The sequence below is a fragment of the Pseudonocardia sp. P1 genome (assembly GCF_000178675.2).
GTDB lineage: Bacteria > Actinomycetota > Actinomycetes > Mycobacteriales > Pseudonocardiaceae > Pseudonocardia.
This window is the reverse complement of record NZ_ADUJ02000001.1, coordinates 1396229-1408759: the sequence shown is the minus strand read 5'-3', so window position 1 is coordinate 1408759 and position 12531 is coordinate 1396229. Positions and strand designations below refer to the sequence as shown.

General features: G+C 77.2%; 7 protein-coding genes. All 7 read left to right on the top strand.

The window, feature by feature from the left end; translation table 11 throughout:
• Positions 1-295 precede the first annotated feature (295 nt).
• Positions 296-1900 (top strand): UDP-N-acetylmuramoyl-L-alanyl-D-glutamate--2,6-diaminopimelate ligase, encoded by a 1605-nt coding sequence (locus PP1_RS06030; protein WP_010225917.1) that lies wholly within the window; start codon positions 296-298, stop codon positions 1898-1900.
• 109 nt (positions 1901-2009) lie between these two features.
• A complete protein-coding gene (locus tag PP1_RS06025; RefSeq protein WP_075315032.1) occupies positions 2010-3464 on the top strand; it encodes a UDP-N-acetylmuramoyl-tripeptide--D-alanyl-D-alanine ligase in 1455 nt (484 codons plus the stop codon).
• Positions 3461-4531 carry a phospho-N-acetylmuramoyl-pentapeptide-transferase gene (gene mraY / locus PP1_RS06020; RefSeq protein ID WP_010237031.1) on the top strand — a complete coding sequence of 357 codons (1071 nt, stop codon included), beginning with the start codon at positions 3461-3463 and terminating at the stop codon, positions 4529-4531. Before PP1_RS06025 ends, mraY begins: the two co-directional genes overlap by 4 nt.
• Complete coding sequence (murD, locus tag PP1_RS06015) at positions 4504-5991, top strand: UDP-N-acetylmuramoyl-L-alanine--D-glutamate ligase (RefSeq protein WP_227012645.1); 1488 nt, start codon at positions 4504-4506, stop codon at positions 5989-5991. Before mraY ends, murD begins: the two co-directional genes overlap by 28 nt.
• Positions 5988-7271 carry a putative lipid II flippase FtsW gene (ftsW, locus tag PP1_RS06010; protein ID WP_010238102.1) on the top strand — a complete coding sequence of 428 codons (1284 nt, stop codon included), beginning with the start codon at positions 5988-5990 and terminating at the stop codon, positions 7269-7271. The genes murD and ftsW overlap by 4 nt, the downstream gene beginning before the upstream one ends.
• Before the next feature lie 2739 nt (positions 7272-10010).
• Complete coding sequence (gene murG, locus PP1_RS06005; RefSeq protein ID WP_060576197.1) at positions 10011-11075, top strand: undecaprenyldiphospho-muramoylpentapeptide beta-N-acetylglucosaminyltransferase; 1065 nt, start codon at positions 10011-10013, stop codon at positions 11073-11075.
• Positions 11072-12508, top strand: a complete 1437-nt coding sequence (gene murC / locus PP1_RS06000) for a UDP-N-acetylmuramate--L-alanine ligase (RefSeq protein WP_010227270.1) — start codon at positions 11072-11074, stop codon at positions 12506-12508. The genes murG and murC overlap by 4 nt, the downstream gene beginning before the upstream one ends.
• The last annotated feature ends 23 nt before the right edge of the window (positions 12509-12531 follow it).

Genomic DNA, 12531 nt, shown 5'->3' with positions numbered 1-12531 from the left:
GGTGTGCGTCGGGCGGTCCCCGGTGCCGCTCACCCGTACGGGGCACGCCGGTCGCGGTCCGGGCTGCCCGTGACGGCCCGCTCACCGGCCGTGCGCCTGCGCCGGATGGCGGCATCGGTGTCGTCGTACGGCCGTACGGTGACGCGGGTCCCACCGCCCGTCGTGACGACGCCCGCGAGCGGTCCTCCGAGCCGGAACCGGCCGCAGGGCCGGTTGCCGCCGGTCGGTAACCTCCCGCGCTGTGCCCGACGTCCACGCTGCGTACGCCCCCCGTGCCGAGGGTGGAGCCCGGCCGGTGACCCGTGACCAGCTGCCCGACCGGCCGGAGACGGTCCGCCCGGTCGACGTCGCCCTGCTCGGACGGCTCGCCGGAGCCGAGCTGAACCCGCGCACCGCGGGGACCGGTCCCGGCCCGCTGCTCGACGCCGCCGCGGGACCGCACGTCGTCACCGGCGCCACCCTGCGGGCGGGCTCGGTGCGTCCGGGCGACCTGTTCGCCGCGCTGCCCGGTGCCCGCGCGCACGGCGCCGACTTCGCCGCCCAGGCGATCGCCGGGGGAGCGGCCGCGGTGCTCACCGACGCGGACGGCGCGGACCGTCCGGAGATCCGCCACTCCCGGCTGCCGGTGCTCGTGCACCCGGCGCCGCGGGAGGTCCTCGGCCCCGTCTCCGCGGCGATCTACGGCGAGCCGACCGCCCGGCTGCGGGTGCTGGGGGTCACCGGCACGTCCGGCAAGACGACCGTCGGGCACCTGCTGGAGGCGGGCCTGACCGCCGCCGGCCGGTCCACCGGGCTGCTCGGCACCGTCCGGACCCGGGTGCAGGTGCCGGGCGAGGAGCCGCGGGCGCTGCCCAGCGCCTTCACCACGCCGGAGGCGCCCGACCTGCAGGCGCTGTTCGCGGTGATGGTCGAGGCCGGCGTCACCGACGTCGCGATGGAGGTCTCCAGCCACGCGCTCGCGCTGGGCCGGGTCGGCGGTTCGCGGTTCGCGGTCGGCGCCTTCACCAACCTCTCCCAGGACCACCTGGACTTCCACCCGACGATGACCGACTACTTCGAGGCCAAGGCCCGGCTGTTCGGCGGCGGCGGTGCGGGCGTCGAGGCGGCCCGGCACGGCGTGGTCTGCATCGACGACGAGTGGGGCCGCCAGCTCGCCTCCCGCCGCCCGGACGCGGTGACGGTGGGCTCCGACCCGGCCGGCCCGCACGCGACCTGGACGGTGCGCGATCTCGCCGCCCACCCGGACGGCACCCAGACCTTCACCGCCGTCGGGCCGGGCGGACTGGCCCAGGCCGTCACGCTGGCGCTGCCGGGTCGCTACAACGTGGCGAACGCCCTGGTGGCGCTGGCCTGCCTCGACGCCGACGGCATCCCGCCCGAGGTCGCCGCGCAGGGCTTCGCCCGGCTGTCGGTGCCGGGCCGGATGCAGCGGGTCGACGCCGGGCAGCCCTGGCTCGCGGTGGTCGACTACGCGCACAAGCCCGCCGCCGTCGCCGCGCTGCTGGACGCGCTGCGCGCCCAGATCCACCCGCACGCCCGCGTGATCACGGTGCTCGGCTGCGGCGGCGACCGGGACACCGGCAAGCGCCCGCTGATGGGTGCCGCGGCCGCGATCCGCTCGGACACGCTCGTCGTCACCGACGACAACCCGCGCGGCGAGGAGCCTGCGACGATCCGCAGGGCGATGCTGGAGGGCGCGATGCACGAGCCCGCCCGCGGGGACGTGATCGAGATCGGGGACCGGCGGAGCGCGATCGTGTACGCCGTGCGGTCCGCGCGCCCCGGCGACGCCGTCGTGATCGCCGGCAAGGGCCACGAGACCGGTCAGGAGGTGCACGGGGTCAAGTACCCGTTCGACGACGCGGACGAGCTGGTGAACGCGATCCGTGCGGCCTCATGACGACGACTGCGACGACCGCGACGACCTGTACCGCGACGTGCGCGAGCACGTCCGGGACGACAGCTGGGACGACAGGAGGACGGGCAGAGCCGGTGGAGGCGATCGAGCGATGATCGAGATGACGCTGGCCGAGGTCGCGGCGGTGACCGGCGGCACCCTGCACGGGGTCTCCGACGAGCAGGCCGCCGTCCCGGTGACCGCCGTCGAGTTCGACTCGCGGAAGGCGGGCCCGGGCGCGTTGTTCCTGGCCCTGCCCGGTGAGCGGGCCGACGGCCACGACTTCGCCGCCGGGGCGGTGACCCGCGGCGCGACCGGGGTGCTGGCCGGGCGCCCGGTCGACGCCCCCGCGGTGGTCGCGCCCCCGGCCGAGGTGCGGGACGCGCACACCTACCTGGGGTCGGTCGATCCCGACGGGCACGGCGCCGCCGTGCTGGCCGCGCTGGGCAGGCTGGCCCGGCACGTCCTGGGCGCGCTGCCCGGACTCGCCGTCGTCGGCGTGACCGGCAGCGCGGGCAAGACCTCCACCAAGGACCTGCTGGCCGCGGTGCTGGCGCCGCAGGGCCGCACGGTCGCGCCCCCGGAGTCGTTCAACAACGAGCTCGGGACCCCGTGGACCGCGCTGCGCGCCGACGCCGCGACCCGGCACCTGGTGCTGGAGTTCTCCGCCCGCGGGGCGGGGCACATCGCCGCCCTGTGCGCGGTCGCGCCGCCCCGGATCGGCGTCGTGCTGAACGTCGGCTCCGCCCACCTGGGCGAGTTCGGGTCCCGGGCCGGGATCGCGGCGGCGAAGGGCGAGCTCGTCGAGGCGCTGCCGCCCGGGGACCTGCCCGGCGGGCGGGGCGGCGTCGCCGTCCTCAACGCCGACGACGAGCTGGTCCTGGCCATGCGCAGCCGCACCCCCGCGCGTGTCGTCACCTTCGGCCGGTCGGCCTGCGCCGACGTCCGTGCCGAGGACGAGACCCTCGACGCGGGGCGCCCCTCGTTCCGCCTGGTCACCCCGGCCGGGTCGGCCCCGGTGTCGCTCCGGCTGGTCGGCGCCCACCAGGTGTCGAACGCGCTCGCCGCGGCCGCCGTCGCCCTCGAGCTGGGCGGCACGCCGGAGGGGATCGCGGAGGCGCTGTCCGCTGCCGGGCCCGCCTCGCGCTGGCGGATGGAGGTCACCGACCGCGCCGACGGCGTCACCGTCGTGAACGACGCCTACAACGCCAACCCGGAGGCCATGCGGGCCGCGCTGTCCGCACTGGCCTCGGTGGCGGGCCCCGACCGGCGGGCGTGGGCCGTGCTCGGCCCGATGGCCGAGATCGGCGACGGCGCCGCCGAGGCGCACGCCGACACCACTCGCCGGGCCCGCGACGCCGGCGTCGCACGCGTCGTCGCGGTCGGCGCCCCCGACTACGGCGACGGCGCCGAGCACGTCGGCGACGTCGGTGCCGCGCTCGACCTGCTGCGCGCGGAGCTCGCCCCGGGCGACGTCGTGCTGGTCAAGGCCTCGCGCAGCGCCGGTCTCGAGCGGATCGCCGCGGGCCTGCTGGGCCACGACGCAGAAGGGCTGGTGCGCCGGTGAGGGGCGTCTTCCTGGCCGCGGGCCTCGCGCTCGCGGTGTCGATCCTGCTCACGCCGTACCTGATCCGGTTCTTCGCGAAGCAGGGCTTCGGGCAGGAGATCCGCGAGGAGGGGCCGCAGAGCCACCAGTCCAAGCGGGGCACGCCGACGATGGGTGGCGTCGCGATCCTGCTCGCCATCTGGGTCGGCTACCTGGGCTCGCACGCCTTCACCCGGGAGCCGATCACGGCCTCGGCGCTGCTGGTCCTGTTCCTCACCACCGCGCTCGGCGTGGTCGGCTTCCTCGACGACTTCCTCAAGATCCGCAGGCAGCGCAACCTCGGCCTGAACAAGACGTCCAAGATCGTCGGGCAGGTCCTGACTGCGACGATCTTCGGGATCCTGGCCGTCCGGTTCGCCAACGAACGGAACCTGAGCCCGGCCTCGGAGAGCCTGTCGTTCGTCCGGGACATCCCGGTGCTGGCGTTCGGCGTCGTCGGGTTCGTGATCCTCTGCAACCTGATCGTCGCCGCCTGGTCGAACGCGGTGAACCTCACCGACGGGCTCGACGGCCTCGCCGCCGGCACGGCGGCGATGGTGCTCGGCACCTACGTGATCATCGCCTTCTGGCAGTTCCGCAACAGCTGCGCGGTCGCCGCGTCGGCCGGCTGCTACGAGGTCCGCGACCCGCTCGACGTCGGCCTGGTCGCCGCGGCCGCGATGGGCGGCTGCATCGGCTTCCTGTGGTGGAACGCTGCGCCCGCCCGGATCTTCATGGGCGACACCGGCTCGCTCGCCCTCGGCGGGCTTCTCGCGGGGCTGTCCGTGGTCACCCGCACGGAGCTGCTGCTCGTCGTGATCGGTGGCGTGTTCGTGGTCGAGGCGCTCTCGGTGTCGCTGCAGATCCTGGTGTTCCGCACGGCCCGGCGACGGCTGTTCCGGATGGCCCCGTTCCACCACCACTTCGAGCTGGCCGGCTGGGCCGAGACGACGGTCATCATCCGGTTCTGGCTGCTGGCCGCGATCTGTGCGGCGATGGGGCTGGGGATCTTCTACAGCGAGTGGCTCGCGGCGTCGGGTTCGGCGTGACGGGCGCGGGCTTCGCGGGACGTCCGGTGCTGGTGGCCGGTGCCGGGATCTCGGGGCTGGCCGCCGCGACCGCACTGCGCGACGCCGGAGCCCGCGTCCTGGTCTCCGACGACTCGTCCGCCGCGCTGGACACCCTGCCCGACGGCGTCGAGCCGTGGCCCGGCGCCGGGCTGCCCGACGGGGTCGCGACGGTCGTCACCTCGCCGGGCCGCCGTCCGGAGCACCCGCTGGTCGCCGAGGCCGCCGCGGTGGGCGCCGAGGTCATCGGCGAGCCCGAGCTGGCGTGGCGGCTCGGTGCCGCGCGGGCGACCCCGCCGTCCTGGCTGGTCGTCACCGGCACCAACGGCAAGACGACGACCACCGAGATGCTCGCCGCGATCCTGCAGGAGGCCGGGCTGCGCTCGGTGGCCTGCGGGAACATCGGCTACCCGGTGGTGAGCGCGGTGAGCGCGCCCGGCCCGGGGCACGAGGTGCTCGCCGTCGAGCTGTCCAGCTTCCAGCTGCACTGGTCGCCGTCCGTGCGGCCGGCGGCGGGTGTCGTGCTGAACGTCGCCGAGGACCACCTGGACTGGCACGGCGGCCGGGACGGGTACGCCGCGGCGAAGGCGCGGGCCCTGACCGGAGCCGTCGCGGTCGGCGGGGTGGACGACCCGGTCGCCGCCCGCCTGCTCGCCGCCGCGCCCGCGCCGCGCCGCGTCGGGATCACCCTCGGCGAGCCCGGGCCGGACCAGCTCGGGGTCGTCGACGGCACGCTCGTCGACCGGGCGTTCGGCGGCGGGGAGCTGCTGGCGGCCGACGCCGTCGTCCCGCCGGGACCGCCCGGGGTGACCGACGCGCTCGCCGCGGCGGCACTGGCCCGCGCGTACGGCGTGGCGGCCCGGCACATCACGACGGCGCTGGCGGCGTTCGCGCCGGGGCCGCACCGCAGCGCCCCGGCCGGCGAGCACGACGGCGTCGTCTACCTCGACGACTCCAAGGCCACCAACCCGCACGCCGCCGGTGCCGCGCTGGCCGCGATCGCCGCCCGGCGTCCGGGCGCCCGCGCGGTGTGGGTCGTCGGCGGGCTCCTGAAGGGCGTCGCGCCGGACGAGCTGGGCAGGCTGGCCAGGGAACACGCGGCACTGCTGGCCGGGATCGTCGTGATCGGGACGGACCGGGCACCGATCGTCGAGGCGCTGTCCCGACACGCGCCCGGCCTCCCGGTCGAGGAGGTCGCGGCGGTCCACGATGGTGGGATGGCGCCCTCCGACCTGCCGGACCCCGCCCGAACCGACGCCCGCCCCGACCCCATGCCGTCCGCGGTCCGCCGCGCGGCGGCGCTGGCCCGGCCCGGCGACGTCGTGCTCCTGGCCCCGGCGGCCGCGTCGATGGACCAGTTCCGCGACTACGCCCACCGGGGCGACGCGTTCGCGGCCGCCGTCGCGGGGCTCGGCGCCCCGGCCGGAGGGCTGTCCCGATGAGCCCGGGCACGCCGGAGCGCACCGCGGGGCAGGCCGTCACGGCCGGCGTCCAGGGCGGGATGCGACGCCTGCGGCGCTGGCTGCGCCGGCCGCTCACCTCGCTGCACCTGGTCCTCGGCGTCTTCGGGCTGCTGACCCTGTTCGGCCTGGTCATGGTGCTGTCGGCGTCGTCGGTGTCGACCGGGTCGGCGTACTCCGTGTTCACCCGTCAGCTCATGTTCTGCGGCGTGGGGCTGGTGCTGTTCTACATCGGGGTGCGGGTGCCGCCCCGCCGGCTGCGCGCCGCGGCGCCCGTGCTGCTGATCATCGGGATCGGGACGCTGATCGCGGTGCTGATCCCCGGCGTCGGCGCGATCCGCGGCGGTGCCCGGTCGTGGTTCGCGTTCGGGCCGGTGTCGCTGCAGCCGTCGGAGATGGTGAAGATCGCGCTGACCCTGTGGGGTGCGCACGTCCTCGTCGCGCGGCGGGCCGTGATGCACCGCTGGAAGCACGCGCTGAACCCGGTCGTGCCGGTCACCCTGGTGATCTTCACGCTGCTGGTCCTGCAGCCCGACCTGGGCATGACGATCTCGGTCGGCATCGTGATGCTGGCCCTGCTCTACTTCGGCGGCGCCCCGCTGAAGCTGCTCGCGCTGATCGCGGGCGGCGGCCTGGTGGGCGCCGCGCTGCTCGGCCTCACCGCCGGCTACCGGGCGAGCCGGATCACCGCGTTCCTGTCGCCGGCGACCTCGGACCCGTTGGGCCCGGCCTACCAGGCGACCCAGGCGCTCTACGCCCTGGCCGACGGCGGCCTGTTCGGCGCCGGGCTGGGGCAGGGCCGCGCGAAGTGGGACTACCTGCCGAACGCCCACAACGACTTCATCTTCGCCATCATCGGCGAGGAGCTGGGGCTGGTCGGTGCGTTCGCGGTGCTGGCGTTGTTCGCGACGCTGGCCTACACCGGGATGCGGATCGCCGCCCGCAACACCGACCCGTGGCTGCGGATCGTGGTCGCGACGTCGACGACGGGCCTGGTCGTCCAGGCCTCGATCAACATCGGGTACGTCGTGGGGCTGCTGCCCGTCACCGGTCTGCAGCTCCCGCTGATCTCCTCCGGCGGCACCTCGCTGGTGGTGACGATGTTCCTGTTCGGGCTGATCACGAACGCGGCCCGGCACGAGCCGGAGGCGGTCGCCGCGCTCCGGAAGGACGGGCAGGGGCGCGTGGCGAAGCTGCTGCGGCTCCCGCTGCCGCAGCCCTACCGGACGCCGGGACCGGCGTCGCGGTGGGCGGCGCGGTGAGGACCTGAGGTCCCTCCACGGGACCGTGACGTAGTCGGACGACGCAAGGGGCACGAGAGCGTGACGGGCACGGATCACAGCGGCGGTACCGGGGGTACGGGCGACGGCGGCGCAGGCCGCGACGGCCGTGGTCCCGGACCGGGCGCGGCCGGCGGCCCCCGCCGGCCGACCATGGGACGGCCGACCGGGTCGTCCCCGGTGGAGCCGGACGGCGTCGTCTTCGGGACCGCGTCCGGGACCGGTGGCACGTGGCCGGGCCCGCCGGCCGGGTCCGACCCGTCCGCGAACGACCGGTCCGTGGGCACGGATCCCGCCGGAGTGCCCGCGCCGGAGGAGGCGCGTGGCCCGCAGCGGCTGCCCGGCACCGGGTGGGACCCGTACACCCACGGCGGACGGCAGTCGTTCCGTCCGGTCCCCGGTGGAACGGGGGTGAACGGGGCGGCCCCGCACGGTTCCGAGCCGGACGGTTCCGCCACGGACGGTCCCGGGACCCACGGTTCCGGGCCGCACGGTTCCGGGCCGCACGGTTCCGGGTCGCACGGTCCGGGGGCCCACGGTCCTGGCGCGCGCGGCTCCGCGCCGCACGGTGGCGCGCCGAACGGGACCTCCCGGAACGGTGCCTCCCGCAGCGACGAGCCCGGTCCGCGTGATGCGCGCCCGCCGCGCGACGGCGGAGCACCCGCCGGTGGTGCGCCGCGTGACGGGGGAGACCCCGGTGACCTGCCGCGGCGTACCGGTGGATCCGGTGCCGCCGGTCGTCCGTCCGGCGCCGGGCCCGGCCCGGCCCCGTCCGGTCCGACCTCGTCCGGCCCGACCCCGCCCGGCTCGATGCCCCCCGGCGGACTGTTCACGCCGTCCGTGCCGCAGGAGCCCGGCACCGGCGGATTCGGCCCCCGAGGGCAGCAGCCCCCGTCCGGGGCCGGTGCCCGGCCCCCCGGGAACCGGTCGTCCGGCCACCCGGCCGGCCCGAACGGTGGAGCGCCGGAGCAGGGCACCGGCGGCCACGGCGCCCCGTCCGGCTCGGCCGGGACGGACCGCGACCCGGCGACCGGCCCGCAGGCGGCGACCGACGGGACCGCGGGCGACACGACCCCGGGTGAGCCGGCGGACGGGGCCGCCCGGCCGGGAGCCGCGCCCTCGGGGCCCGCGTCGTCGGGCTCCGCGACCTCGGCATCTGCCACGCCGTCGTCCGCCTCGTCGGGTTCCGCCGGGTCCGGTTCCGCGTCGAGCGGTGCCGGCTCCACCGGTGCCGAGCCGACCGGTGCTGCCGGGTCCGGGCCTGCCGGGTCAGGAACCCCTGGTTCCGGGCCTGCCGAGTCCGGGGCTGCCGAGTCCGGGGCTGCCGGGTCCGGTGCCGTGGAGCCGGCCCCTGGATCGTCCGGGGACGGCGAGGCCGCGGCCGCCGGGTCCGGGCCCGGTGCCGTGGAGCCGGGTGCCGCCGACCCCGGTGCTGCCGCGTCCGCATCCGGCAGCCCGTCCCGCCCGGGCGGCACGACCGGCTCGGGACCGGACACCGGCGACGGCACCACCGACGTGCCGACCACCGCCACCGGCCCGCAGGGCGAGCCGCGACCGGACATCCCGGCGGCCGGCCCGCAGCAGGGCCCGACCGGCCGCGACGCGGCCGCGCTCTCGACGACCGGGCCGCGCGGGATCCCCGCCGCGGGCCGTCCGGGCGCAGGCGCCCCCGGCCGTCCGGGTGGGCCCGGCCCCTCCGGGGCGCACCCCGGAGCATCGTGGACGGGCGGCTCCTCGTCGACCGGTGGCCAGGCCCCCGCAGGCGGCGCGTCCGGCCGACCGGCGCAGTCCGGAGGCCCGGTCGGACCCACCGGTCCCGCCTCCTCCGGCGCCCAGCCGCCCGCCGGCGGACCCGCGCAGCAGGCCGGTCCGGGGCAGCAGTCCGGTCCCGGCGCCGTCTCGTCGGGAGGCTTCCCGCATGCCGGAGGCCCGGGGCAGCCTGGAGGCCCGGGGCAGCCTGGAGGCCCGGGGCAGCCTGGAGGCCCGGGGCAGCCCGGTGGACCGGCCCGGCCGAACGGCCCCGGTGTGGCCGGGTCCCATCCGGGCATGCCCCCCTACCCCGCCCAGCCGGGCCGGCCGATGCCCGGTCAGCAGCCCGGGTACCGGCAGCCGGGAGCCCCCGGGCAGCAGCCGCAGGAGGGCGCATTCGGGCAGCACCCGCAGCAGGGCGCACCCGGGCAGCAGCCCCGTCCGGTGCAGCCGGGCCAGCAGGCGTGGCAGGGACGGCCGGGGCAGCCCGGCGGCACGGTGCCGCCCGGCCCGTTCCCCGCCGGCCACGCGATGCCCCCGGGGCAGCAGCACCCCACCGGACCGCAGCAGCGGTTCGGCACACAGCCTGGTGGTGCCCAGCCCGGTGGTGCCCAGGCGGCGCCCGGCCGGCCGCCCCACCCGGGCGGTCAGCCGATCCCCGGTCAGCAGCCCGGCCAGCCCGGTCAGCAGCCCGGCCAGCCCGGCCAGCCCGGACCGTTCCCGGGCGGCCCGTTCCCGCCGCCCGGTGCGCAGGACCGGCCGGACACCGGTGCCCCGCAGGGTCCGCCACCGGCCACGAACCTCGCCGGCCCCGGAACCCCCGAGGGCCCCGGCGGACCGGGCGTGCCCGGTGCCCCGGGCGGCTCCGGAGCCCCCGGCACCCCGGGACCCGGCTCCGACGGCACCCGTGCCTTCCCGCCCGCGACCACCCGGCCGGCGGGGGAGCAGACGCCGGCGCCCGTCCCGGGCGCGCTGTCGGTCGTCGTCGCCGGGGGTGGCTCGGCCGGGCACATCGAGCCGGCCCTCGCCGTCGCCGACGCCGTCCGCCGCCTCGTCCCCGGCGCCCGGGTCACCGCGCTCGGCACCGAGAAGGGCCTGGACACCCAGCTGATCCCGGCCCGCGGCTACCCGCTCGAGCTGATCCCGCCGGTGCCGCTGCCCCGTAAGCCCAGCGCCGACCTGCTGAAGTTGCCCGGCAACGTCCGCGGTGCCGTCAAGCGGGTTCGCGAGGTGCTGGAGGCGGCGGAGGCCGACGTCGTCGTCGGGTTCGGCGGGTTCGTCTCGCTGCCGGCCTACCTCGGCGCCCGCAACCGGGTCCCGGTCGTCGTGCACGAGGCGAACGCCCGCGCCGGGCTGGCGAACAAGGTCGGCGCGCGGTTCGCCGCGGCCGTCTGCACCGCCGTCCCGGGTACCGGGCTCGCGAACGAGGAGGTGGTCGGCATGCCGCTGCGCCGGTCGATCACCACGCTCGACCGGGCCGCGCTGCGCCCGGAGGCCAGGACCTACTTCAACCTGCCCCCGCACGGGCCGGTGCTGCTCGTCTTCGGGGGCTCGCAGGGCGCGCGTTCCCTCAACGAGGCGGTGGCCGCGATCCTGCCGACGCTCACCGAGCGCGGCATCTCCGTGCTGCACGCCTACGGGAAGAACGGCACCCCGGCCGACCCGCGGCCCGGGTACGTCCCGATGCCCTACATCGACCGGATGGACCTGGCCTACGCGTCGGCCGACGTCGTCCTCGGCCGGTCCGGCATGACCACGGTCGCCGAGCTGACCGCGGTCGGGCTGCCCGCCGTCTACGTCCCGCTGCCGCACGGCAACGGGGAGCAGGCGCTCAACGCCCGCCCGGTGGTCCAAGCAGGTGGCGGGAAGCTCGTCGCCGACGAGGACCTGACCGCCGAGCGGGCGCTCGACGAGCTCGTGCCGATGCTCACCGATCCGGACCTCGCCCTGGCGATGGGCCGCCGGGCCCGCGCGGCCGGGCACGGCGAGGCGGACGAGAAGATCGCGCGGATCGTGATGGAGGTGGCGGGGCGGTGAGCGGTGTCGACACGGCACTCGGCCGGCACGTCCACCTGATCGGGATCGGCGGGGCCGGCATGAGCGGGATCGCCCGCATCCTGCTGGCCCGCGGGATCACCGTCTCGGGCTCCGACGCCCGCGAGTCCCGGACCGTCACGGCGCTGCGCGCGCTCGGTGCCCGGGTCGAGGTCGGTCACGACGCCGCCCACCTGCGCCACGACGGCGAGGACCCGCCGACGGTCGTCGTCTCCACCGCGATCCGGGAGACCAACCCGGAGCTGGCCGCCGCCCGCGATCAGGGCCTGCAGGTCGTCCACCGTGCGGTCGCGCTCGCCGCGCTCACCGAGGGCCGACGGCTCGTCGCGGTCGCCGGGACGCACGGCAAGACGTCGACGACGTCGATGGTCACCGTCGCCCTCCAGCACACGGGCGCCGACCCGTCGTTCGCCATCGGCGGCGACCTGTCGGTGTCGGGCAGCGGGGCCCACCACGGAAGCGGCGACGTCTTCGTCGTCGAGGCCGACGAGAGCGACGGCTCCTTCACCGCGTTCGCGCCGTCGGTCGCGGTCGTCACCAACGTCGAGCCCGACCACCTCGACCACCACGGCGACGAGGCCACCTACCGCGCCGTGTTCGAGCGGTTCCTGGAGCGGCTCGTCCCCGGCGCCACCCTGGTCACCTGCGCCGACGACCCGGGCTCCGAGCTGGTCGCGGTGCACGCCGAGCGTGCCGGGATCACCGTGCGCCGCTACGGCCGCACCGCCACCGGCTCGCAGGACGCGCGATTGCTCGACTTCGCGCCCGACGGCGTCGGGTCCCGCACCCGGTTCCGGTGGGGCGGCGAGGAGCACGAGCTCGCACTCGGCGTGCCGGGCGAGCACATGGCGCTCAACGCGCTCGGTGCGTTCCTCGCCGGGACCGCCGTCGACCAGGATCCGGCGGCCCTGCTCGAGGGTCTCGCCGGGTTCGGCGGGGTGCAGCGGCGGTTCGAGTTCAAGGGCCGCGTCCGCGGCGTCGCCGTCTACGACGACTACGCCCACCACCCCACCGAGGTCGCCGCGACCCTGCGCGCCGCGCGCGAGGCCGCGCCGGTGGTCCAGGGCCGCCGCGGACGGGTGCTGGTGGCGTTCCAGCCCCACCTGTACTCCCGGACCCGGCTGTTCGCGGGCGAGTTCGGCGCGTCGCTGTCGCTCGCGGACGAGGTGATGGTCCTCGACGTCTACGGTGCCCGGGAGGACCCCGAGCCCGGAGTCGGCCCGGCACTGATCACCGACCAGGTGCGGCTGCCGGCCGAGCGGGTGCACCGCGCACCGTCGTGGGAGAAGACGCCCGCGGCGATCGCGGCGCTCGCCGCCGACGGCGACACGGTGATCACCATGGGGGCCGGCGACATCACGGCGCTCGGCCCGGAGATCCTGCGCGAGCTGGCGGTCGGCGACGACGGGGCATGACCGGCCCGGGCGGTGACGTGCCG

Bases quoted from the DNA above. Each gene is read 5' to 3' on its own strand.
- ftsW (WP_010238102.1), top strand. From the start codon at position 5,988: ATGAGCCCGGGCACGCCGGAGCGCACCGCGGGGCAGGCCGTCACGGCC.
- PP1_RS06025 (WP_075315032.1), top strand. From the start codon at position 2,010: ATGATCGAGATGACGCTGGCCGAGGTCGCGGCGGTGACCGGCGGCACC.